The organism is Bradyrhizobium sp. CCBAU 051011, from assembly GCF_009930815.1.
Taxonomy (GTDB): Bacteria; Pseudomonadota; Alphaproteobacteria; order Rhizobiales; family Xanthobacteraceae; genus Bradyrhizobium.
Genome location: NZ_CP022222.1, coordinates 4055508 through 4079345 on the forward strand (window position 1 = coordinate 4055508; position 23838 = coordinate 4079345).

The 23838-nt window shown below is 64.0% G+C and carries 22 protein-coding genes; 9 read left to right on the forward strand and 13 right to left on the reverse strand.

Annotated elements, in window-relative coordinates; translation table 11 throughout:
• Nucleotides 1-11: 11 nt before the first annotated feature.
• The 4 genes from ACH79_RS19130 to ACH79_RS19145 all read left to right on the forward strand — a co-directional run bounded on the left by ACH79_RS19130 (nt 12) and on the right by ACH79_RS19145 (nt 4298).
• Entirely contained in the window at nt 12-2084 is a 2073-nt protein-coding gene (locus ACH79_RS19130) for a cytochrome c1 (RefSeq protein WP_161852380.1), read from the forward strand.
• Nucleotides 2085-2238: 154 nt separating this feature from the next.
• Entirely contained in the window at nt 2239-2913 is a 675-nt protein-coding gene (locus tag ACH79_RS19135) for a dienelactone hydrolase family protein (RefSeq protein WP_161852381.1), read from the forward strand.
• Between the two features lie 165 nt (nt 2914-3078).
• The gene (locus tag ACH79_RS19140; protein ID WP_161852382.1) at nt 3079-3981 is read left to right on the forward strand and encodes an NAD-dependent epimerase/dehydratase family protein; all 903 of its coding nucleotides are present in this window, start codon (nt 3079-3081) and stop codon (nt 3979-3981) included.
• A 5-nt stretch (nt 3982-3986) separates the two neighbouring features.
• A complete protein-coding gene (locus ACH79_RS19145) occupies nt 3987-4298 on the forward strand; it encodes a hypothetical protein (protein WP_161852383.1) in 312 nt (103 codons plus the stop codon).
• Here ACH79_RS19145 and ACH79_RS19150 read toward each other — a convergent pair whose 3' ends face one another.
• A complete protein-coding gene (locus ACH79_RS19150) occupies nt 4299-5303 on the reverse strand; it encodes a VOC family protein (protein WP_161852384.1) in 1005 nt (334 codons plus the stop codon).
• A gap of 329 nt (nt 5304-5632) precedes the next feature.
• Here ACH79_RS19150 and ACH79_RS19155 point away from each other — a divergent pair, with 329 nt between their 5' ends.
• On the forward strand, nt 5633-7795 hold the full coding sequence (locus tag ACH79_RS19155) for an anthranilate synthase component I (protein ID WP_161852385.1): 2163 nt from the start codon (nt 5633-5635) through the stop codon (nt 7793-7795).
• A gap of 119 nt (nt 7796-7914) precedes the next feature.
• Entirely contained in the window at nt 7915-8454 is a 540-nt protein-coding gene (locus ACH79_RS19160) for an adenine phosphoribosyltransferase (protein WP_065751573.1), read from the forward strand.
• Nucleotides 8455-8619: 165 nt separating this feature from the next.
• On the opposite strand, the gene ACH79_RS19165 is transcribed toward ACH79_RS19160, so the two are convergent.
• From ACH79_RS19165 to ACH79_RS19205, 9 genes are all read right to left on the reverse strand, one after another.
• Nucleotides 8620-8952 (reverse strand): GIY-YIG nuclease family protein, encoded by a 333-nt coding sequence (locus tag ACH79_RS19165; protein ID WP_161852386.1) that lies wholly within the window; start codon nt 8950-8952, stop codon nt 8620-8622.
• Between the two features lie 102 nt (nt 8953-9054).
• On the reverse strand, nt 9055-9723 hold the full coding sequence (locus ACH79_RS19170) for a hypothetical protein (protein WP_161852387.1): 669 nt from the start codon (nt 9721-9723) through the stop codon (nt 9055-9057).
• A 59-nt stretch (nt 9724-9782) separates the two neighbouring features.
• Nucleotides 9783-10532 (reverse strand): hypothetical protein, encoded by a 750-nt coding sequence (locus ACH79_RS19175; protein WP_161852388.1) that lies wholly within the window; start codon nt 10530-10532, stop codon nt 9783-9785.
• Between the two features lie 166 nt (nt 10533-10698).
• The gene (locus tag ACH79_RS19180; protein ID WP_161852389.1) at nt 10699-11895 is read right to left on the reverse strand and encodes a M48 family metallopeptidase; all 1197 of its coding nucleotides are present in this window, start codon (nt 11893-11895) and stop codon (nt 10699-10701) included.
• A gap of 117 nt (nt 11896-12012) precedes the next feature.
• A complete protein-coding gene (locus tag ACH79_RS19185) occupies nt 12013-12573 on the reverse strand; it encodes a LemA family protein (RefSeq protein WP_161852390.1) in 561 nt (186 codons plus the stop codon).
• Nucleotides 12574-12794: 221 nt separating this feature from the next.
• On the reverse strand, nt 12795-13763 hold the full coding sequence (locus tag ACH79_RS19190; RefSeq protein ID WP_161852391.1) for a small ribosomal subunit Rsm22 family protein: 969 nt from the start codon (nt 13761-13763) through the stop codon (nt 12795-12797).
• Nucleotides 13764-13855: 92 nt separating this feature from the next.
• Nucleotides 13856-17320, reverse strand: coding sequence for a chromosome segregation protein SMC (smc, locus tag ACH79_RS19195; protein ID WP_161852392.1), 3465 nt, complete (start codon nt 17318-17320; stop codon nt 13856-13858).
• Between the two features lie 229 nt (nt 17321-17549).
• The gene (locus ACH79_RS19200; RefSeq protein ID WP_161852393.1) at nt 17550-18206 is read right to left on the reverse strand and encodes a DsbA family protein; all 657 of its coding nucleotides are present in this window, start codon (nt 18204-18206) and stop codon (nt 17550-17552) included.
• A gap of 118 nt (nt 18207-18324) precedes the next feature.
• Nucleotides 18325-18804, reverse strand: coding sequence for a DUF721 domain-containing protein (locus ACH79_RS19205; RefSeq protein ID WP_161852394.1), 480 nt, complete (start codon nt 18802-18804; stop codon nt 18325-18327).
• A 206-nt stretch (nt 18805-19010) separates the two neighbouring features.
• Here ACH79_RS19205 and ACH79_RS19210 point away from each other — a divergent pair, with 206 nt between their 5' ends.
• On the forward strand, nt 19011-20108 hold the full coding sequence (locus ACH79_RS19210) for an A/G-specific adenine glycosylase (RefSeq protein WP_161852395.1): 1098 nt from the start codon (nt 19011-19013) through the stop codon (nt 20106-20108).
• 39 nt (nt 20109-20147) lie between these two features.
• Here ACH79_RS19210 and ACH79_RS19215 read toward each other — a convergent pair whose 3' ends face one another.
• Nucleotides 20148-20417, reverse strand: a complete 270-nt coding sequence (locus tag ACH79_RS19215; RefSeq protein WP_161852396.1) for a DUF2798 domain-containing protein — start codon at nt 20415-20417, stop codon at nt 20148-20150.
• A gap of 283 nt (nt 20418-20700) precedes the next feature.
• Here ACH79_RS19215 and ACH79_RS19220 point away from each other — a divergent pair, with 283 nt between their 5' ends.
• On the forward strand, nt 20701-21153 hold the full coding sequence (locus ACH79_RS19220) for a PaaI family thioesterase (RefSeq protein WP_161852397.1): 453 nt from the start codon (nt 20701-20703) through the stop codon (nt 21151-21153).
• Here ACH79_RS19220 and ACH79_RS19225 read toward each other — a convergent pair.
• Nucleotides 21122-22408 carry a flavin-dependent oxidoreductase gene (locus tag ACH79_RS19225; protein WP_161852398.1) on the reverse strand — a complete coding sequence of 429 codons (1287 nt, stop codon included), beginning with the start codon at nt 22406-22408 and terminating at the stop codon, nt 21122-21124. The two genes, ACH79_RS19220 and ACH79_RS19225, sit on opposite strands and share 32 nt — an antisense overlap.
• A gap of 372 nt (nt 22409-22780) precedes the next feature.
• On the opposite strand from ACH79_RS19225, the gene ACH79_RS19230 reads away from it, so the two are divergent.
• On the forward strand, nt 22781-23194 hold the full coding sequence (locus ACH79_RS19230; protein ID WP_161852399.1) for a hypothetical protein: 414 nt from the start codon (nt 22781-22783) through the stop codon (nt 23192-23194).
• Between the two features lie 157 nt (nt 23195-23351).
• On the opposite strand, the gene ACH79_RS19235 is transcribed toward ACH79_RS19230, so the two are convergent.
• Entirely contained in the window at nt 23352-23726 is a 375-nt protein-coding gene (locus ACH79_RS19235) for a nuclear transport factor 2 family protein (RefSeq protein WP_161852400.1), read from the reverse strand.
• Between the last annotated feature and the right edge of the window lie 112 nt (nt 23727-23838).

The window sequence follows — 23838 nt, forward strand, 5'->3', positions numbered from 1 at the left end:
GGATCGCATCAATGAGCGGACCATCCGATTTCCAGCCGACCAATCCCGCCTTGAAGTGGATCGAACGGCGCCTCCCGATCATGGGACTTATGCACTCCTCGTTCGTGGCTTATCCGACGCCGCGTAATCTGAACTACTGGTGGACCTTCGGCGCCATCCTTTCGTTCATGCTGGGCGTGCAGATCCTGACCGGTGTGATCCTGGCGATGCACTACACGCCGCACGCCGATCTCGCGTTCAAATCGGTCGAACTGATCGTCCGCGACGTCAACTACGGCTGGCTGCTTCGCAACATCCACGCCTGCGGCGCCTCGATGTTCTTCTTCGCCGTCTACATCCACATGTTCCGCGGCCTCTACTACGGGTCGTACAAGGAGCCGCGTGAAGTGCTGTGGATCCTCGGCGTCATTATCTATCTCCTGATGATGGCGACCGGCTTCATGGGTTACGTGCTGCCGTGGGGCCAGATGAGCTTCTGGGGCGCCACCGTCATCACCAACCTGTTCTCGGCCGTGCCGTATTTCGGCGAGAGCATCGTGACGCTGCTGTGGGGCGGCTACGCCGTCGGCAATCCGACGCTGAACCGCTTCTTCTCGCTGCACTACCTGCTGCCGTTCGTGATCGCAGGCGTCGTCGTGCTGCACATCTGGGCGCTGCATGTGGCGGGCCAGAACAACCCGGCCGGCGTCGAGCCGAAGACCGAAAAGGACACGGTGCCGTTCACGCCCTACGCGACCATGAAGGACATGTTCGGCGTTTCCTGCTTCCTGCTGTTCTTCTCCTGGTTCATTTTCTACATGCCGAACTATCTCGGCGACGCCGAGAACTACATTCCGGCCAATCCGGCCGTGACGCCCGCGCACATCGTGCCGGAATGGTACTACCTGCCGTTCTACGCCATCCTGCGCTCGATCCCGAACAAACTCGCCGGCGTCGTCGCGATGTTCGGTGCGATCGTCGTGCTGGCGTTCCTGCCCTGGCTCGATAGCGCCAAGACGCGGTCGTCGAAGTATCGGCCGCTGGCCAAGCAGTTCTTCTGGATCTTCGTCCTCGTTTGCATCGGTCTCGGCTACCTCGGCGCGCAGCCCCCGGAAGGTATCTATGTGATCGTCGGCCGTATCCTGACCGTGCTCTACTTCGCCTATTTCCTGATCCTGCTGCCGTTGCTGTCGCGGATCGAGAAGCCGCGTCCGGTGCCGAACTCGATCGCCGATGACGTGCTGGCGAAGACCGGCGGCAAGGCCGCGCCGATGGTGTCGACCGTGATCGCACTGATGGTTGCGGGTGGTTTGCTGCTGGGTGGCGCCGAGAGCGCCCGGGCCGCCGAAGGCGGCACCAAGCCGCCGGCGCAGACGTGGTCGTTTGCAGGCCCGTTCGGCAAGTTCGACCGCGGCGCAATGCAGCGCGGCCTCAAGGTCTACAAGGAGGTTTGCGCGGCCTGCCACGGCCTGTCCTTCGTTGCCTTCCGCAACCTGGCTGAAGCCGGCGGCCCCGGCTATTCGGTGGCGCAGGCCCAGGCGTTCGCCTCGGAGTACAAGGTCAAGGATGGCCCCAACGACCAGGGCGAGATGTTCGAGCGGCCGGGCCGGCCCGCCGATTATTTCCCGTCGCCGTTCCCGAACGAGCAGGCGGCCCGTGCGGCCAATGGCGGCGCCTTTCCGCCTGATCTCTCGCTGATCACCAAGGCGCGCAGCTACGGCCGCGGCTTCCCGATGTTCCTGATCGACTTCTTCACCCAGTATCAGGAGCAGGGTCCGGATTACCTTGTCGCTCTGCTGCAGGGCTATGAGGACAAGCCGCCGGCTGGCTTCAATCTGCCGTCAGGTTCCTTCTACAACAATTACTTCCCCGGCCACGCCATCAAGATGCCGAAGCCGCTGAGCGACGGCCAGGTCACCTATGACGATGGCGCGCCGGCCACGGTCGCACAGTATGCCAAGGACGTCACCACGTTCCTGATGTGGGCTGCGGAGCCGCACATGGAGGCGCGCAAGCAACTCGGCCTGCAGGTGTTCGTGTTCCTGATCCTGCTCACCGTGCTGCTGTACTTCACCAAGAAGAAGGTCTGGGCCAACGCCCACTGATCTCACGTTGCACGCAATTCCGGAAAAGCCCCTGCGGGGGCTTTTTTTGTTGTCTTCAAATGGGCGTGGGGGCGGCGGGGCAGCCGATTGCTTCCTGACCTCACTGCGGACAAGATGGCCGCCAACTCGGCCCAACATCATTCCGGAGGAACTCATGGGTACCAGCATCACCTTCAAGCGCCCGGACGGCAAGGATGCCAGCGGCTATCTCGCCAATGCGGCGCGCGGCAATGCGCCGGGCGTGGTCGTGATCCAGGAATGGTGGGGCCTGCAGGACCAGATCAAGGGCCTGTGCGACCGCTTTGCGGTTGCGGGTTTCGATGCGCTGGCGCCGGATCTCTACAACGGCACCGTGGTGCCGTATCACGATACGGATGCGGCCGGCAAAGAGATGAACTCGCTGGATTTCATGGACGCCACCACGCAGACGGTGCGGGGCGCCGCGCAATATCTGTCGCGCAACGGCGCCAAGGTCGGGCTGACCGGCTTCTGTCTCGGCGGCGCGGTGACGATCATCGGCGCCACCAAGATTCCGGAGCTCGCGGCCGGCGTCGTGTTCTACGGCATTCCGCCGGAGCAGGCGGCGAAGCCTGCGGATGTAAAGATTCCGCTGCAGGCGCATTTCGCCAACAAGGACGACTGGTGCACGCCGCAGGTGGTCGATGCCTTCGAGCAGGGCATGAAGGCCGCCGGCAAGCCGCTCGAACTGTTCCGCTATGACGCCGAGCACGCCTTCGTCAACGAGCAGCGCCAATCCGTCCACGACCGTCAGGCCGCCGAACTGGCCTGGGGCAGGGCGACCGCGTTTTTCGAGAAGCATCTGGGGTGAGATGCCGTCATTGCGAGCCACCCGGTCGGCGCGAAGCGCCGCCGGATGACAGGCTCCGCGAAGCAATCCATGTTTTCACCTGCGGCGCGTTGGATTGCTTCGTCGCTTCGCTCCCTTGCGCAAACGCTTCGCGTTTGTCGCAGGCAATGACAGTGGAGGCCGTGAATGAAAATCTTCTGCACGGGCGCATCGGGCTACATCGGCGGGTCGGTTGCCGCCCATCTTGCGGCCGCCGGTCATCTGGTGACGGGCTTGGTTCGCTCGCCCGAAAAGGCCGAGGCGGTTCGCGCGCTGGGCATCCAGCCCGTGCTGGGAACGCTCGACGACGGGGAAATTCTGGCGCAAGCGGCATGGGCCGCCGACATCGTGGTCAACGCTGCGAACGCCGATCACAGAGACGCCGTCGTCGCGCTGCTCGATGCGCTGAGCGGAAGCGGCAAGCCGCTGATCCACACATCGGGATCTAGCATCGTCGGCAATCGTTCCCGTGGTGAGCGCTCCGACGCGGTATTCGATGAGGACACGCCGATTTCGCCATCGCCCGCGCGCGCGGCGCGCGTTGCGCTCAACGAATTCATTCTCTCGCACCGCGACAAGGGCTGCCGCCCGGTCATCATCTGCCCGAGCCTGATCTACGGCATCGGCCACGGGGCAGGGCGCGACAGCGTCCAGGTGCCGCTGCTGATCAAGCTTGCCAAAAAGCGCGGCAACGCGGCGCATGCCGGGCCCGGCGAGAACATCTGGTCGAACGTACATATCGACGATCTCGTGACGCTCTACGCGCTGGCGATCGAGAAGGCGCCGGCAGGCAGCTTCTATTTCGCCGAGAATGGCGAGAATTCGATGCGCGAGGCGTGCGAGGCCATCAACCGCATGCTGGGTTTTGCCGGACCGCCGACGGCGATGTCGATGGCAGAAGCCGCCGCCGAATGGGGCGAGGGTACGGCTGAGGACACGATGGCGTCCAACAGCCGAGTGCGGGCCAAACGTGCGCGGGATGAACTCGGCTGGCACCCGCAGGCGCGCGGGCTAATCGAAGAGATCGAGCAGGGGTGCTATCGGGAGTAGGCGCTGTGAACCCGATTGATGAGATACGTGGGCTACTGACCAAGATCTTGCGAGAACCATCGTCTCGTAAGGAGACGGTGAAAGAGTTTGAGCGATACTATGGCGGTATCGGCACAATTGCCCGGCGTTCGATCGGCGGTGACGTGCTCGATATTCTTGACGATCTCGTTTACGACCTCGCATTCTACGTCCCTGATCCGGCTACTCGTGCTCAAGACCCGAGCTACTACGGGGACGAGCGCTTGGTGAAGGAAGTTGACGTAGCTCTTCGATTACTTTCGCAAGCTGGAATTGTCGTACCGCTGGGGCAACGGTAACTACTCATTGCCCTGCTTCACCCCGTCCCACCACGCGCACGTCCCCGACATCAGCTTGTAATTCCCCTCCATCACCTGCACCGGCGCGCGCAAGCCCGAAGCCGCCGCGCGCAGGCGCATCTCGCGGGCGACCGCGCGGTCTTCCGGCGGTAGCCAGACGCGTTCATGGCCCCACAGGCTCGGGCCGTCATGCATCTCCACCGGCTGCCAGGTCGCGGGATCGATCTCGCGACCGCCCCAGCCGCATTCGATCATGAAGGACGACGGCGTCTTGGCGTAGAACGAGGTCATGAAATCGTTGGTGTGGCGGCCGAGCGTGACGCTGACGCGGCCTTCCTCCGTCTGCGCGATGTCGTAGCACTGGCCGACATCGTCGAGCGAGAACAACTCCACCATCAGATGATGCATGCCGTTCCTGCCGGTCTCGATCAGCGCGAGGCTGTGATGCCGCGCGTTGACGTGGAAGAAATAGGCGCGGAACGGCTTTGAGATGTAGTCAGAGAGGCCGAAGCCGAGCACGCCGACATAGAACGCCATGACAGGCTCGATATTCTCGACCGTCAGCACGGCGTGCCCGAGGCCGAGCGGACCGGTGCGGAAGCCCGAGATCGAGCGGCCCGGCACGAACGGCGTGTCGTCGATCTCGGCACCGTAAAATGCCTCCAGCCGGTTGCCGGCGGGATCGTGGAACGAAATCAGGCGGCGAACGCGCCGCGCGTCGGCCAGTGTCTGCGGCTCTGCGGTGACATGCACGTCGGCCGTCTCCAGCCGCGCCGCCAGCGCGTCCAGCGCCGCAGCGTCTGCGACCTCCCAGCCGAAGAAGCGCGTGCCTTCACCCATCGCGCGGTCGATGACGATGCGCTGCTTGCGGTCGTCCATCCGGAACGCCAGCAGCGAATTGCCGCGTTCGACCGCCTGCAGGCCGACCAGGCCGGTCCCGAACTGCCGCCAGTTCTCGAGGTCCGCTGATCCGAAGCCGGCATATCCCAGACCCAGCAATGTCATCGCTTGCCTCCGTCATCTGCAATCTTTGCGCATCAAATGCGCCGCTGCTTTGCTCAAATCCTACGCAAGTTTTACGCCGTCCGACACCCCAGGATGGGCTCCGGACCGGCTGTCCCGGCCCGTCCCTCCCTTGACATCGCCCCCGCCGGATGGTGATTAGGTTCCCATGAGCACCGTCGTTACCCCCTCCCGTCTCTGGTGGCGCACCTCCTAAAGAGGTGGCCGGTGCGATTTCATTTTCTTAATCGTCGAAGGTCGCCATCGCAGTGCGACGGTCCCTTCGTTTGTCCTGTGTGGCGCTCCCTGGCGAAGTTTCGTAAGAGGATCACATGAACAGGACAGCCTTCTCCCTGCCCGAGCACAGCGAATACCGGACCAGCGGCGGTCTGGCGATTTCGCGCGCCGTCGAGCAGTTCACCGGAAACGCCAAGCGCCTCGACGACCTGATCGATCTGCTCGATCGCCGCCGTGGGGTCGTGCTGTCCTCCGGCACCACTGTGCCGGGCCGCTACGAGAGTTTCGACCTCGGCTTTGCCGATCCACCGCTGGTGCTGGAAACCGCCGGCTCGAATTTTTCGCTGACCGCGTTGAATGCACGCGGCGAGGTGCTGATCAGCTTCCTCGGCGACGTGCTGCGTGAGCCTTGCGTGGTGATCTCGGAAAAAAGCCCGACGCGGCTGGCCGGGCACATCATCCGCGGCGCCGCGCCGGTCGAGGAAGACCAGCGCACCCGCCGCGCCAGCGTGATGTCGCTTGTGCGTGATCTCATCGCGGCCTTGTCGGCCAACGACGATCCGCTGCTCGGCCTGTTCGGCGCCTTCGCCTACGACCTCGTGTTCCAGATCGAGGATCTCGTGCAGAAGCGGGCGCGGGAGGCCGACCAGCGCGACATCGTGCTCTACGTGCCGGATCGCCTGCTGGCCTATGACCGCGCCACCGGCCGCGGCGTGGTGCTGAGCTATGATTTCTCCTGGAAGGGAAAATCCACGCAAGGCCTGCCGCGCGACACCGCCGTGAGCATCTACGCCAAAACGCCGCGGCAGGGCTTTGCCGATCACGCGCCCGGCGAGTATCAGGCCACCGTCGAGGTCGCGCGCGCGGCGTTTGCGCGCGGCGACCTGTTCGAGGCGGTGCCGGGGCAGCTCTTCGCCGAGCCCTGCGAACGTTCGCCGGCCGAAGTGTTCCAGCGGCTGTGCCGCATCAACCCGTCGCCCTACGGCGCGCTGATGAATCTTGGCGACGGCGAATTTCTGGTGTCGGCCTCGCCGGAAATGTTCGTGCGCTCGGATGGGCGGCGCGTCGAGACCTGCCCGATCTCGGGTACGATCGCGCGCGGCGTCGACGCAATCGGCGATGCCGAGCAGATCAGGCAATTGCTGAACTCGGAAAAGGACGAGTTCGAGCTCAACATGTGCACTGACGTCGACCGCAACGACAAGGCGCGGGTTTGCATTCCCGGCACCATCAAGGTGCTGGCACGGCGGCAGATCGAGACCTATTCAAAGCTGTTTCATACCGTCGATCACGTCGAGGGCATGCTGCGCCCGGGCTTCGATGCGCTCGACGCCTTCCTGACCCACGCCTGGGCGGTGACGGTGACAGGCGCGCCGAAATTGTGGGCGATGCAGTTCGTCGAGGACAATGAGCGTTCGTCGCGGCGCTGGTACGCCGGTGCGATCGGCGCTGTGAATTTCGACGGCAGCATCAATACCGGGCTCACCATCCGCACCATCCGCATGAAGGATGGCCTCGCCGAAGTGCGCGTCGGCGCCACCTGCCTGTTCGATTCCGATCCCGCCGCGGAAGACCGCGAATGCCAGGTCAAGGCGGCCGCGCTGTTCCAGGCGCTGCGCGGCGATGCGCCAAAGCCGCTCTCGACCTTTGCACCCGACGCCACCGGCTCGGGCCGCAAGGTGCTGCTGATCGATCACGACGACAGCTTTGTGCATATGCTGGCGGATTACTTCCGGCAGGTCGGCGCCAATGTAACGGTGGTCCGGCACGTGCACGCGCAGGAGATGCTGAAGAAGAACTGGGATCTGCTGGTGCTCTCTCCGGGCCCGGGCCGGCCGGAGGACTTTGGAATCTCCAAGACCATTGGAACTGCTCTCGACCGAAAACTGCCGATCTTCGGCGTCTGCCTCGGCGTGCAGGCGATCGGCGAATATTTCGGCGGCCAGCTCGGCCAGCTCACCCAGCCCGCGCACGGTCGTCCGTCGCGGATTCAGGTGCGCGGCGGGCGCTTGATGCAGAACCTGCCGAACGAGATCGTGATCGGCCGCTATCATTCGCTCTATGTCGAGCGCGACAGCGTGCCAGATGTACTCGAAGTCACCGCGACCACCGAGGACGGCGTCGCGATGGCGATCGAACACAAGACCCTGCCGGTCGGCGGCGTGCAGTTTCATCCGGAATCGCTGATGTCGCTCGGCGGCGAGGTGGGGCTACGGATCGTCGAAAACGCGTTTCGACTGAACGTTGGAGCAAACTGATTGGATCGTCATTGCGAGGAGCGAAGCGACGAAGCAATCCATACCCGGTGCGTGGCACGATGGATTGCTTCGCTACGCTCGCAATGATGTAGGAAAAATCGAAAGCGAGATTGATATCAATGACATTCGATCACGACATCAAGGCCACCGTCCGTACCATTCCGGACTACCCGAAGAAGGGCATCCTGTTTCGCGACATCACCACGCTGCTGGCGGATGCGCGCGCGTTCCGCCGCGCGGTCGACGAACTGGTGCAGCCGTGGGCGGGATTGAAGATCGACAAGGTGGCCGGCATCGAGGCGCGGGGCTTCATCCTCGGCGGCGCGGTGGCGCATCAGGTCTCCGCCGGCTTCGTGCCGATCCGGAAAAAAGGCAAGCTGCCGCACACGACGGTGCGGATCGCCTATTCGCTGGAATACGGCATCGACGAAATGGAAATGCATGTCGATGCGATCCAGCCCGGTGAACGCGTCATCCTGGTCGATGATCTCATCGCCACCGGCGGCACCGCGGAGGGCGCGGTAAAACTGCTGCGCCAGATCGGTGCCAACGTGGTCGCGGCCTGCTTCATCATCGACCTGCCGGATTTGGGCGGCGCCGCCAAGCTGCGCGCGATGGAAGTGCCGGTGCGCACGCTGATGGCGTTCGAGGGGCATTAGAGTTCTTTGCTCGCGACGGCCGCGAGGTGAGTGACCGACAACTTTCAACTTCGCAAAGCTCTCTCTCCGTCATTGCGAGGAGCGAAGCGACCGAAGCAATCCATCTTTCCGCGTATGCGGTGACAATGGATTGCTTCGCTTCGCTCGCAATGACATAGAGCCTGATCAAACCGCCTCGGCGCCGAGCTGCGACCGCCAGTGTAGCGCGCGCTCCTTCAAGAGCCCGTCGCGAACATACGACGTCTCTTCCTCTTCCAGCCGCTCGCATTCTTCGAACGTGAAGCTGTCGGAGCCATGCGCGGTCCATGCGGCCTGCAGGCTGTGGCAGGGGTGGCTGCCCTGGCGCAGCGAGAACCAGATCCGGTTCTGGATTTTTTCGAGATTGGGCGTCTGGCCGACCCAGGTCTCGGCGGTCACCGCGCAGCGGATCAGGAAAATCCCCGCATAGGTTTTCCGCTCCTTGTAGGCGGCGATGGCGGCCTTTCTGGCTGATGTCATTGGAGTCTCGCGGGACGGTGGTCAGGGTCTGACAAGGTCCTAACAGGCCAACCGCTCGCCGTCAATATTACCCGGGTAAAATTATCGACGTTGTGAGCGGCCTCACGGCCGCTGCGGGTTCAGGCTGAACTCCAGCTCGCGAAAGCTGGTGTAGTTCCGGCGGATCCACTGGTGCAACTCGGTCGAGGAGTCCCGCTCGTTGCGCAGGTAGTCGGTGAAGGAGAAGGTCAGCCGGCCGATATAGGTCTTCAGGAACGAGGGCAGCGCCGTTATCCGCAGCACCCGACCGGTGTCCATTTCGGGCGGCAGTTCGCCGCGCACCACATATTCGTTGTCGATCGTAATCAGCGCTTTCGGCGGAATCTGTTCCTGCAACATCGGATAGCTGCGGGCGGAAACGCGGTCGGTATCGGCGATGAACAGGATGGTCGGCGCCACGCCCCGCCGCGCGGCTTCCTTCAGGAAGCCGATCTCGTGGATCATCTTGAAGAACTCGTCGAACGCATGAAAGCCGAGGTCGATGACCTTGGCGATATCGTCGTTGACGATCAGGCGGTCCATCAGCTGCATCTTGCCATAGGTGTCCATAACATCCGCCGTCTCGGTGAGCCGCGGCAGATATTCGAGCAGCGATGGTTCCTTCAGGTTGATGTCGAAGGAGCACACCGAACCGTTCTTCAAAAGCAGGAACTCGCTCAACAGACGCGCGAGCAGCGTCTTGCCGACCAGCGGCCGAGGCGAGCAGATGATGTAGACAGGCGTGGCACTCATCACCTGCTATATCAAAGGATTTTCTCGGCTAATCCAGCCCCGTCGCGGCGGCTGCGCGACTATTTTTCGCCGCCGCGCGTGCTCGATTTGGCGCCGACGAGATCAGTCAGCTTGATGCGGTCGAACTCGCTCCAGACGTTGGCAAGCCAGTGCCGCACATAGCCGCGCAGCACGAACGAATAGTTCGCGGCCTCGTCGTCCTTGCCCTTGTTGGCGACGAATTTGAGGAACGGCACCGAGGAAACCTCGACCTGCTCATAGGCCATTTCGTTGAGCTTGGGGATTACAAGGTCGGTGGCGTCCTTGATACGGTGAAAGTAGGAGTTGTAGGTCGACTGGTCCCACTGGAAAAACTGGGTGTCGTTGATGAAGTTCTTCACCAGGTAATATTTGGCGCCCTGCATGAAGCCTGCGGTCTCGGCGATTTCGTCCAGCGAGGCGATCGAGGGGCCGAGTATATGGAACACGGCAAAGGTGATCTGCCCTGCCTTCGCCGCATCGAGGAAGCCAATGTCGCGCAGCGAAGCCAGCGCCGGCGACAGCAGTCCGGCGCGGACGTCGATGACGGTCACCGAGGGTCCCGCGCTTAGCGTATCGAAGATCTTCATCTGGTCCGAGGTCGTCGTCATGTCGACGATCTCGGTGATGTCGGGGTGGAAGCGCTTCAGGGTGCCGCGCGGGGATTCGGTGTCGAATGCCCGGGTCGGCACGTTATTGGCGCTGAAGTAATCCAGGAGCGTCCGGGACACGGTCGTCTTGCCGACCCCGCCCTTGTCCGCGCCCACCACAATCACGACTGGCTTTCCCATGAAATTCCCTTGAACAGCAGTTCCGACCGCGGGAGCGACCGGGAGGCCCCAATCCCTGCTTTGGGCGCGAACATGGCAGAAACAAGGGATAATTCAATCTCTTGGAGGGCCATCGCCATTATTCATACCGAATTCGTTAATCGGCGGCGGCGAAAGGGGCGACCGCCTACCGGTGCGGGCCCCAAGGGCCGTCCGAGGCCCCGGAACGGGTGCCCGGGACGCCGGCAGGTTCGCCGGCGTCGCTCCAGGGGCCGCGGGGAACCGGCGGCGGCGGAAGCTGCTCGCTGGCCGATTCTTGGACCTCATCGGCTTCGTCCGCCGTCTCGGACGGCAAGGCCAGCGGGCCGGGGTCATGGCCGCCGGCAAACTGCACCAGCGCCTTGACGCGCGCATCGACCGAGGGATGGGTCGCGAACAGATCGGCAAACCCTTCGCGCGGATTGTCGACACAGAGCTCCATCACCGCCGACGTCGCGCCGGGCAGCTCGCCGCGGTTCTCGATCTTGCGCAGCGCCGTGATCATGGCGTCCGGATTCTTGGTCAGCTCGACCGAGCCCGCATCGGCCAATAGTTCGCGCGACCGCGACAGCGCGAGCTTGACGACCTGCGACAACAGCCACGCCAGCATGATCAGCACCACCGCGATAATGATCGCCATGATCGCGCCGCCGCCGCCCTTGCCGCGGTCGGATGACGAAGAAGAGGACGACGATGACGATGACGACGAAGACGACCAGCCGCTTCCGGAGGAATTCCACGACAGGTTGGTGAACATGCGAAAGAACAATTCGCCGAAAAAGCCCACCACGCCGGCGATGATTACGGCGACCACCATCAACTGCACGTCGCCGTTGCGGATATGCGTGAGCTCGTGGCCAAGCACGGCCTCGATCTCCTGGTCGTTGAGCGCCTTGAGAAGGCCCGACGTCACCGTGATGGAATATTGCCGCCGATTGAGGCCGGTGGCGAAGGCGTTCAGCGCCGGGCTGTCCATCACCTTCAGCTTCGGCATCGGGATGCCGCGCGAGATGCAGAGATTTTCCAGGAGATTGTAGAGTCGCGGCTGCTGCTGCCGCGTCACGCTCTCGCCGCCGGTCACGGCGTCGATCATGTTCTGGTGGAAGAAATAGGCGATCACGATCCACAAGGCCGCGATGATCGTGGCATAGGGAGAGGCCGCGATCAGGTCGCGCGAGGCGCGTGTCAGATAATAGTTGAGTGATGCACCGCTGTTGAGCACGACTTCCGCAACCAGCGCGCCGGCGAAGACCAGCACGTAGATCAGCAGAAACAGGCCGGCGAGCAGCAGCATCGAACGAAACTTGTTCGATGCGATATGCGTGTAGAGACCGTACGCGGCCATGATGCGTCACCACATGTCATTCCGGGGCGCCGCGAAGCGGCGAACCCGGAATCTCGAGATTCCGGGTTCACGCCGTTGGCGTGCCCCGGAATGACGAAAGAGAGACATGGATAGCCCTTAGAACTTCACGCTCGGCACCGTCTCGACTTCGGTGCGGCTGGCGCCGAGGTCGAAGAATTCCTTGCGGGTGAAGCCGAACATGCCGGCGAACAGCGCGGCGGGAAGCTGCTGGATGCCGGTGTTGTATTCCTGGACTGCGTTGTTGAAGAAGCGGCGGCTGGCCGCGATCTTGTTTTCGAGGTCGGAGAGCTCGCCGGCGAGCTGCTGGAAATTGGCGTTGGCCTTGAGGTCCGGATAGGCCTCCGACAGCGCGATCAGGCGGCCAAGCGCGCCGCTGAGCTGGTTTTCCGCCGCCGACACCTGCGCCGGGCCCTGCGCCGACATCGCCGAATTGCGCGCCTTGATGACGTCGTCGAGCGTGCCGCGCTCATGCTGGGCGTAGCCCTTCACGGTCTCGACCAGGTTCGGGATCAGGTCGTGGCGCTGCTTGAGCTGGACGTCGATGTCGGCGAAGGCCTGGCTGACGCGCTGGCTGAGCGCGACCAGGCGGTTATACGCGCCGAACGCAAACAGCACGATGATGACGATGACGCCGAGAACGATCCAGCCGGTCGACATGACGGACAACTCCTGAAGGGGGACGAAAGACAGTGGAACCTAGACGAAAATCGGGGCGTGCGGCAGCCCGCCCGAGAGGTGGGGCATGGCTTTAGTCGGAAGTGGGGCGGGATAAGTTCAAGGCGCAACGCTCTCCCGTCATTCCGGGATGGTGCGCTAGCACCAGACCCAGAATCTCGAGATTCCGGGTTCGATGCTTCGCATCGCCCCGGAATGACGAATCAACTAACCGCATCGCCCCATCGCCAGCGCCGCGCACTGGCATACTCCGCCCTGGTGCGGCGGGGCATTTTTGTCAGGGAGAGACCTACCGGTGTGCAGAGTTTGGCGGTTACCTCGACCTTGGTAACTATCGGTTGCGCCAGCACCCGGGACGGACGCTGATCAAGCGGCGCGCGCGTCAGCGCGACATAGCTGAACTTCTCATCCTCGAATGGCAGCTCGGCGCCCTTGACCTGCTTGTGCGCGCGCGAGCGCTGCAGGCGCTGGGTGAAATGGCACCAGTCGGGCGCCTGTAACGGGCATGGGCCGTCATGCGGGCAGGGGGCGACAACATGTGCGCCCAGCGCGATCAATTGCGCACGCAGCGCGATGATCCGGGCATAGCCGGCGGGCGTACCGGGTTCGACCACGAGCAGCGTGTCGCGGGTCTTGGTCCACATCTGCTCAGCGAGCGCCCGCTGTTCAGCGTCGCCGATCTCGCCGATCATGTAGCTCGCCACGACGAGATCGGCCGTATCCGCATTCGCCAGCGCAGCGCGGGCCTCGCCGCGCTGGTAGCTTGCGTCGCGCAGGCGAAAGCTGTCGACGACGAGGTCGAGCGCCAGCGTGCGCAACGCGTCGTTGGAGTCGAGCAGGGTAAAGCGTCGCAGAGACGGGAACGCTTCGGCCGCCGCCCAGGTCGCCGTGCCGGGCCCTGCGCCGACATCGAGCGAGTTGTTGGGGGCGAAGTCCGGCCTGATCTCGATGAGCGCGTTCAGGCTGGCCGTGACCGCGGCATAGGTCGCTGGCATTCGCGCCAGTGCGTAGGTGAGTGCGTCTGTCTCCGAGCGGATCGTGCCGGAGCCGCCGCCATCGCGATAGGTCTTCGAGATGGCGGCCGCACGGCCGGCGGCGTCGCTGCGGGAAAAGCCGCGCAGCTTGCCGTCGAGCGCGGCTTTCAGCTCAGCGGGGAGGTCGGGTGAGGTCATAGCCTGCCGTCATTCCGGGGCGGTCCGCAGGACCGAACCCGGAATCTCGAGATTCCAGGTCTATGCTTCGCATAGCCCCGGAATGACAAGAATCACGCCACGTTCTGGTCCAAAATCTTCACGGCGTCGTCGAGGCCGACCGAGACCAGTTGCGAGACGCCGCGTTCGGCCATGGTGACGCCGAACAGGCGGTTCATCCGCGCCATCGTGATCGGGTTGTGCGTGATGATGATGAAGCGGGTTTCGGTCGACGACGTCATCTCATGCAGCAGGTTGCAGAACCGTTCGACGTTATGGTCGTCGAGCGGCGCGTCGACTTCGTCCAGCACGCAGATCGGCGACGGGTTGGTGAGGAACACCGCGAAGATCAGCGCCAGCGCCGTCAGCGCCTGCTCGCCGCCCGAAAGCAGCGACAGCGTCTGTGGCTTCTTGCCGGGCGGTTTGGCGATGATCTCGAGGCCGGCTTCCAGCGGATCGTCGCTTTCGATCAGATGAAGCGCCGCTTCGCCGCCACCGAACAGCTCGACGAACAGCCGCTTGAAGTGCGCGTTGACGGTTTCGAACGAGACGAGCAGCCGCTCGCGGGCTTCCTTGTTGAGGCTCTGGATGCCCTGGCGCAGCCGCTTGATGGCTTCGACGAGGTCGTCACGCTCGGTGGTGAGCGCGGTGTGCTGGGTCTCGACCTCTTTCAGTTCTTCCTCGGCGCGCAGGTTGACGGCGCCCAGGCGCTCGCGGTCGCGGCGCAGCTTTTCGAGGTTTTCCTCGATCTCGCCGAGCGGCGGCAGTTCCGCGCCCGGCTCGATCTCGGCGAGCGCTGCTACCGCGTGCGGCTCGACTTCGAGCATGTCGTGGATTTCGCGCTCGATGTCGGAAAGCCGGCGCTTGGTGCCTTCCATGCGCTCTTCAGCGCGGCCGCAGGCCTCGCGGGCAGAGGAAAGCGCTTCGAGCGAGGTCTTGGCGGCACGGTCGGTCTCCGCCATCAGGCTTTCGGCGGCCGCCAGTGCGTCGGCGGCGACGCGGCGGGCGCCTTCGGCGGACTCGATTTCGTTGATCAGCGAACGGCGCTTCTCGGCAAACAGAGCGGGCGCGTTGTCAAGCTCGGCACGCTCGGCGGTCACTTCGGTGATGCGCGCCTCAACGGTCGCGACCTGCGAGGCCGAGCTCTGCTTGCGGTTCTGCCATTCGGTGCGTTCGGCGATAATGGCCTGCACGCGGCGGTCAGCCAGTTCGGCTTCACGTGCGAGTGCCTGGGCCTCGGCGCGCACTTGCGCTGCGAAGCGGCGATGGCCTTCGATGTCGGTGCGAACGGTGCTGAGTTTCGCTTCCGTCTCATCCGTCGGCGGCAGGTCGGTCAGCGCGGCGGTCGCACTCTCATGCGCTGCTTCAGCCTCGCTGCGGTCGGCGGCAAGGCGGGTATGGGCTTCGGTCAGCGCTGACTTGCGCGCGGCGTGGCGGTTGATCTCGCGCTCGGTCACGGCATGGCGTTCGCGCGCGGCATCGGCCTCGCGTTGCGCGGCCCGCCAGGCTTCGCGGCCGGCGGATTCGGCTGATGATGCCGCCTTCAGTTCGGCCTCGGCGTCTTCCAGCGCCTGCCGTTTGGCGGTGGCGTCAATACGAGCCTGTTCCAACTCGTGTTCGATATCGACCAGGCGCGCGCGCTCGGCGAGACGCCGGGCGGCACCGGTCGGCGCGTGCGCGGCGGCGACAAAGCCGTCCCAGCGCCAGACGTCGCCTTCGAGCGACACCAGCCGCTGGCCGGTCTTCAATTGCGAGACGAACTCCGCGCCGCGCTCCTTCGGCACGACGCCGATCTGCGCCAGGCGGCGCGCCAGTTCGGCCGGGGCTTCGACATGCGCGGCAAGGGATTCGACACCATCGGGCAGCGCCGGATCGTCAAAACTCGCGCCGGCATTGGTCCAACGCATCGGCGCCGAGGGATCGACCGGCGCGTCGAGATCGTCGCCGAGCACGGCGCCAAGCGCCTTTTCGTAACCCTTGGCGACAGTGACGCCGTCGATGATCGGCGGCCACAGATTCTTGGTTTCGACATTGACGAGCTTTGAAATCGTGCGCGCCTCGGTCTCCAGCCGCTGTACGCGCTTTTCGGCGTCGGTGAGCGGGGCGCGGGAAGCCTCGAGCTTCTGTCGCGCCGCGATGTGGCCGGTCTCGCTGGCTTGCGCTGCCGCTTCGGAGGCGGCCAGCGTTTCCTGCGCGGTCTCCATCGCGGCGGCGAGCGCGTCGATGTCGCCGAGATTGCCGGTTTCCTGCGCGAGCTTTTCCTCGTCGGCCTGGACGGTGGCGATTTCCTGGTCAAGCCTGGCCAGCCGGTCGCGGTGGGTGCGCACGCCGGCCTCGAGCTGGTTGCGCTTGGCGGTGAGGTCGGCAAGTGCGGTAGTAAGTTCGCCGAACATGCGCTCGGCCGAGGCCAGCGTCGCTTCCGCTTCAGAAACACGTTCATCAACGCCGGAGCGCTTTTCGACGCGCGACTTGATCTCTTCCTTGATCTCCGCGTCTTCGGTGTCGAGGCGCTGCAATGCGATCTCGGCGTCCGACGTCTGCTGCTGTTCGCGGGCGATGTCGGCAACGAACTGGTTCAGCCGGCGGTCGAGTTCAGCGACGCGCTCCTTGGCGCGCTCTTCCTCGCGGTCGAGCAGCTCGCGCGCATTGGTGAGGCGCTGCAGCCCTGCCGCGGCGCGGGCTTCGCCTTCGCGCAGTGCCGGCAGTTCGGAGGCGCGGATCGCCTGGATGCGCGCGGCCTCGGCCTGCTCGCGGGTGCGTTCGGCCATCTCGCGCACGTTGATGTCATGGGTATGCGCGGCTTCCGCGACGTCGGCATTGGCTTCCAGCCAGCGCAGATGGAACAGCGTGGCCTCGGCCTTGCGCACCTTGGCTGCGACTTCGCGGAACCGGATCGCCTGGCGCGCCTGCTTCTTCAGCCCGTCCATTTGGCCGGTGAGCTGGCCGATCACGTCCTCGACGCGGGTGAGATTGGTTTCAGCTGCCTTCAGCCGCAGTTCAGCTTCATGTCGGCGGGCATGCAGACCGGCGACGCCGGCAGCATCTTCCAGCACACGGCGACGCTGCTCGGGCTTGGCCTGAATGATCTCGCCGATCTTGCCCTGGTGAACCAGCGCCGGCGAACGCGCACCGGTGGCGGCATCGGCAAACAGGATCTGCACGTCGCGCGCGCGGACGTCGCGGCCGTTGATGCGATAGACGGAACCGGCCTCGCGCTCGATGCGGCGGGAGATTTCGAGAACCTGGCTGTCATTGACGGCAGCCGGCGCCGTACGATCGGCATTGTCGATCGTCATGGTGACTTCGGCGTGGTTGCGCGCGGGACGGTTGCCGGAACCGGCGAAGATCACCGCATCCATGTCGGCGGCGCGCAGCGATTTGTGCGAGGTTTCACCCATCGCCCAGCGCAGCGCCTCGACCAGATTGGATTTGCCGCAGCCGTTCGGCCCGACCACCCCGGTGAGGCCGGGTTCGATCATGAAATCAGTGGGTTCGACGAACGACTTGAAACCGTGGAGGCGGAGGCGCGTGAGTTTCATGAACACAAATCTCTGTTGGCCGGGCGCGAATCTCCCTGCCGTGACAATACCATAGAAGGCAATGTCGTGTGTGGGCGGACAGCCGGCTGCGGCTCTTGTGGCCCGCGACAATGGCGAGGCCGGGGCCCGAGGGCAACGCCCCCGCAAGGCTTTTCCCAAGGGATTTGAGGCGCTTGTGTGGCGCCTTTTGCTGGACTTATCGGCTCAAACGAATCAGGCCCCGCGCGAATCAGCTTTTCAGCATCGCGTTGATGCGCTTTGCGAACTCTTCGAAGCTCTGCTCGCCCTTGAGCATCTCGCCGTTGATGAAGAAGGTCGGCGTCGACTGCACCTTCAGCACCTCGGCGGCATATTTCTGGTCGGCCGCGATCTTGTCGAGCAGCGCCTGATCCTTCAGGCAGTCCTCGACCTGCGTCTGGGTGAGGCCGGCCTGCTTGCCGATCCGGGTCAGCGTCTCCGTAGTGTTCTTCACCACCCAGTCGTTCTGCTGCTTGAACAAGAGGTCGATGACGGCGAAATATTTCGGCGCGTCGTCCTTGGCGATGCAGCGTGCCAGCATCGATCCGGCGGCCGCCTTGATGTCGAGCGGGAATTCGCGGAACACGAACCGGATCTTGCCCGAGTCGATGAATTCCGACTTGATCTTCGGAAACACCTTTTCGGTAAAGGCCGCGCAATGCGGGCAGGTCATCGAGGCGTATTCGGTGATGGTCACGGTGGCGTTGGCCGGTCCAAGCGCCATGTCGGGCAGCGATTGCGGTTTGGCGACGTCGGCGGGGCTTTGCGCCATCGCGTCCGTGATCAACTGCAGCGGCGAGACGCCGGCGAGCAGGCCAAGCCCGGTCAGCGAAAGAGCGGCGGTGAAGGCGCGGCGCGTGATCATCAAAGTCTGCTCCCGAATGGCGCATTCACGCCCGAAAGAAGTTCCGAAAAAGAAGCCTTCGCTAGCTTGAAACGCCGGTTGTGGCAATGGCGCCTTGCGCCGGCCGCGCCGTGCAAAAGGCTCAATTTCGCTTGATCGCGGCGCCAAGCCGCGCCAGCGCGGCGCGCAGTTCCTCGTCCTCGACCGCCGACAGCGTTTCGGCGACTTTCGCGACCGATTTCGGGTCCGGCGCGCGCCGCGGCGCGGAGCGGTTTCGGCGCGACAGCGGCGCCTGCCGCAATGCCAGTCGGCCGACCGCGCTCCAGCCGAAGAAGCGGTTGACCCGCTGTAGGATGACGTCGGACGAATGCTGGATCTCCAGCGCCATCGGGCCCTCCACCCGCAATACCAGCGTCGCCGGTTCCTGCGGCTGCCCCTCCACCGGCCGCGGCCATTGCATCTTCAAGGGCTCGGAGTGGGCGGCGATTTCGGCTCCCGCAATGTCGGCCCAGCGCGTCACCAGTTCGCGCGCGGCAAACCCCTGTTTTGCGTACGCGTCGGAAAACACGTCGCTGAGCAGGACGGAGAGGGGTTTTGCCGAGATCGGGCCGGGTTTGGACATGGGCGCTTGTATCACTTTGCGCAGTGTGGACGTAACCTCCCTTAGTCGTCATGGCCGGGCATAGCCGTCCGAAGGACGGCGTCGCCGCCGCTCGCCTATGCCCGGCCATCCACGTCTTCGAGGCTTGCGTGAAGAAAGACGTGGATGCCCGGGACAAGCCCGGGCATGACGTGGAGAGATTCGTATCCCCGCCCTAGAATGTGCCGATGAGTCCTGTTGCGGCGAAAATCAAACGTCCTGAAACGGCCAGCGTGGTGACCTCGCGCCCCGCACTGCTGCTCGACTGGTATGACCGCCATCGCCGCCGGCTGCCGTGGCGGGCGGCGGCTGGCGAGCGGGCTGATCCGTACCGGGTGTGGCTGTCGGAGATCATGCTGCAGCAGACCGGCGTCAAAATGGTCGGGCCGTATTTCGAAAGATTTCTGGCGCGCTGGCCGGATGTCGCGTCGCTCGGACGCGCCTCGCAGGACGACGTGCTGCGGATGTGGGCGGGGCTCGGTTACTATTCGCGCGCACGCAATCTGCATGCCTGCGCGGTCGCAGTGCTACGCGACCATGGCGGGGTGTTTCCCGATAGCGAGGATGGTCTGCGCCAATTGCCGGGGATCGGGCCTTACACGGCGAAGGCCATTGCGGCGATCGCCTTCGACATCCAGACCATGCCGGTCGACGGCAATATCGAGCGGGTGGTGTCGCGGCTTTACGCGGTAGAAGAACCGCTGCCGCAGGCCAAGCCGCGCATCGGGGAACTGGCGGCGACGCTGCTCGGCTACTCCCGCGCCGGCGACAGCGCGCAGGCGCTGATGGACCTGGGCTCTTCGATCTGTACGCCGAAGAGGCCTACCTGCGCGCTGTGTCCGCTGAATGAGGACTGCGCCGCTCGCCTGCGCGGCGATCAGGAGATCTTTCCGCGCAAGGCGCCGAAGAAATCGGGGACGCTGCGCCGCGGAGCCGCCTTCATCGTCACGCGCGGCGACGAACTCCTGGTCCGCACCCGGGCGGAAAAGGGCCTGCTCGGCGGCATGACCGAAGTGCCGGGCTCGGACTGGCTGGCCGGGCAGGACGACAAGGCGGCGCTCAAGCAGGCGCCGGAGCTGAAAGGCGTGGCGCGCTGGCACCGCAAGGCCGGCGTCGTCAGCCACGTGTTCACGCATTTTCCGCTCGAGCTTGTGATCTACACCGCGGATGTCGTCGCGCGCACGCGGGCGCCGCAGGGCATGCGCTGGGTACCGATCGCGACGCTGGCTGACGAGGCGCTACCCAACGTGATGCGCAAGGCCATCGCGCACGGGCTGGAGGAATGACGCGTGCGCCACGGCTTGGCGACGCACGCTGATATGGGGCTAGTTGGAACGCGGCGTCTCGACGGCGAACGCCACGATCCTTCGCACCAGCGGCAGCACCGCAAGCAGGGTCGGAAACGCCACCAGCCACGAGATCGCCCATGCGGCGGGCCATGTCGTGACAAAAGCGGGCGTCGGACCGAGACTTCTCAGTGTCGAAATCGCTGATACGACGAACGTCATCAGCACCGATAGCACCAGCGGCATGACGATCGCCGCATAACGCGCGGGCAATTTTCCGCGCCGGCGCGGAGCAGGAGAGGGGATCATGATATCACTCTTTGAATTTCGGTCGGTCAATCACGGGCGCGTATGATGCATTCCACCTCGGTCGAGCCGACCGGTTGAATGCGTTGCCTGACGTGAGACGCTTACGGTGCGCAGGGCGCGCAGCACCGGCTTCATAGCCGCGGCAGTGGACGGGTACCAGCCAAATTCACGGCTCCGACCTGGAAACTGTCAAAACCGACAGCCGTTCCGCGGACGATGCTCATTCTGCTGACACCATGCTGGCAGCAGAGCTGCGCTAGGACGGAGCCTCACGGAGGTTCCCATGGTCGCGACCGCTCTCGATAATCTTAAGCCCCCGCCGTCCTCAAGGCTGCTCGGCTGGCACCTGCTCGACGCGCGTCCGAAGGACGGCTGGATCCGCATCGGCTTCGACGGCAAGCGGGATTTCTGCAATCCGGCCGGCTTCGTGCAAGGCGGCATTCTCTCGGCGATGCTCGACGACACGATGGGGCCAGCCGTGTTCGTCATGACCGAGGGGAAACTCTATACGGCGACCATCACCATGACGGTGAATTTTCTCAGCCCCGCCAGGCCGGGGCCGATCACAGGCGAGGCCAATGTCACCCAACTCGGCAAGACCGTTGCCTTTGTGGAAGGGCGGCTGATGGCCGAGGATGGCACCGTGCTGGCCACCGCCACGACCAGCGCGCGGCTGGTCGAGACGGCGAAGGCGATTGCGTCGGCTAGCCTGCAGCCCGCGGCGCTTCCCGCGTGAGCTGGACGATCGGCGGCTTGGCGTTGAGGCCCTCGACCTGGAAGCCGGCCACGCGCTTGTAATTGGCGGCGATGTCTTCCAGCTCCTTCAGCGACAGCACATCGGTGACGACATTGTAGCCGTTGGGCGCGCGCTCCTCGACCATCTGCATCACCTGCTCGGGACCATTGCGGCGGTTGAGCATCACGAGGTCGGTTGTTGCCGGACGGCGCTCGGCTTCATATGCCACAAGCGCAGCATTGGTCGGGCCATGCGCCAGAATCTCGCGGGTGATGACGCGGGCGTCCAGAATCGCCTGCGATGCGCCGTTGGAGCCGATCGGGTACATCGGATGCGCGGCATCGCCCATCAACGTGACGCGGCCGAATGTCCATTGCGCAACGGGATCGCGATCGACCAGCGGATATTCGTAGGCGTGCGGGCAGTTCTCGATCAGGCCGGGCACGTCGAGCCAGTCGAACTTCCAGTCCTTGAACCAGGGCAGAAACTCTTCGAGTTTTGCGGTGCGGTTATAGTCTTCGCGCCGCCACTGGTAGGTCGGCGGCATGTGCCGCTCGGCCACCCAGTTGATCCTGAACCTGCCGGCGCTGTCTGCCTGCTTTGAGATAGGATAGCAGACGAACTTCAGGATTTCGTGCCCAGCCATGATCATGGTGCGGTCGGACAGGAAGGCATCGCTGTCGGTGATGCCGCGCCACAGGATGCGGCCGTTCCAGATCGGCGGACCTTCGTTGGGATAAAGTTTTTCGCGGACCGCTGAATGGATGCCGTCGGCCGCGATCAGCAGCACGCCGTCGTGACTGCCCTTCGATTTGCCGGTCGCCTTGTCGATGAATTCGGCGCGCACGCCATTGTCGGTTTCGGTCCAGCCGGAGAGGTGATGGCTGGTCAGGATGTTCTCTTTCCCCAGCCGCTCGATCGCCGCATCGAGCAGGATCTGCTGCAGCGTGCCGCGGTGGATCGAGAATTGCGGCCATTTGTAACCGGCCTCGATGCCGCGCGGCTCGCTCCAGATCGGCTTGCCGTGCTTGGAGAAATAGGCGAGCTCCTTCGTGCGCACGGCGGCCGCATCGAGCTTGTCGTGCAGGCCGAGCTCGATCAATTCGCGCACCGCATGCGGCAGCACGTTGATGCCGACGCCGAGCGGCCGCAGCTCCGGCACGCTCTCGAACACTTTGGCCTTAACGCCGATCTGGTGCAGGCTGAGCGCCAGCGTCAGCCCGCCGATACCGCCGCCAGCGATGAGAACAGTCATGGTACGCCCCTGTTGCTTCCCGGGCGTCATGGCATGAGGGAGGGCAGGGGGCAACTGCGAAGGGCCGGTAAGTCCCGGTAGGGTGTGGGCTCATTAATGCTCGCGGGCGTCCGGCCAAACACAATTCTCCCGGCTCGGTCACGGCACTGACGCTTTCGGGGCAAAGCGGACGTCGACCAGCAGACACGCTCCGCTGGATCGGTTGAAAATGACCCATTTGAGACATTCGCCCAACAGGCGAACACATTCACATGAGGAGCCGCTCCAAGTGACCGATCAGCCTGCAGCGCGAGAAAGTGTCGCTCGGCCTTGAGACTGCAGCCTCCGTCGGATTACACTGATTAGGTTCACCGGGACAACACAGTTCATCGCATGCAGGGCACATTAGTTCTCGCCGTATTGGCCATTCGAAGTAGCTATGCACAACAGATCGAGGTGCCTTTGGGGGACCGCGAGGAGGTTCCGGACACGTTGCAGTGGTGGATTGCGGCGACCGGCACTTGGCGCATTCGGACATATGCGATCGACCATGACATCCACACGCACCAAGTTGATGGCAAGCCCGATGACCTTCTCGTGCTCGCGTCCGAGAACACCCGGAAACACTATGATGATGTATTGAGGACCGAGCATATACTGCAATTCGCTGACTGCTATGACCGGTCTGAAGTACAAACCAAGTTCCACGCGATTGGCCTTGAACCGAGATTTGAGATTGCGGCCGACCGCTTTGCGTTCTGGAAACCGGATGATCTCCAATACTCAACCAAAACAAGCCCTGGGTAGGCCGCCGCACAACACCGCGGTGTTACAGAGACTGGAGTGTCTGCTGCTGGCCCATCGCGACATATTGCATCGCCGCACGATTCAGGTCGCTTTGTGAGTAAAGCGGACATAGACTTCAGCGCTTCACGCAACCAAGTTTGCGGATACACGGCCTAGTTCAGGGGAGAGGCGGGGCCGGGCCGAAGAATCCGACGATTTTGACCAGCCGGCCGTCGGGACCGACCTCGCCGAAGTCGATTGACGTATTGCCGCAGGTTCCGTCCGCGCGCACCAGGCGCCAGAGGAAGCGGACCATATTGTGGTGGATATCGATGCCGCTCATGAACTCGAGCCGCGCGCCGGGCCGGCCGGCCAGCACCTCGCCGATCTTCGTCGCCAGCGCGTCACGCCCGGCCAGCGAGACGTTCGGATCGAGATAGACGCCGGCCTCGCTCCAGCATTGCTCGAGCAAGGCGTGTCGGGCCGTATCATCAGGCTCGTTCCATGCCGCCATATATTGCGTGACGGTTGTCGAGATTGCGTTCTTGTCCATCAATGCTCCCCTCGAGCTTCGGTCTCCAAGGGGCTCACTCTGCAAGGAATTGCGGGGCTGGTCACTTACATCGGAGGTAATTGCCGTTCTGATGCGATGGTCTAGATTGCCG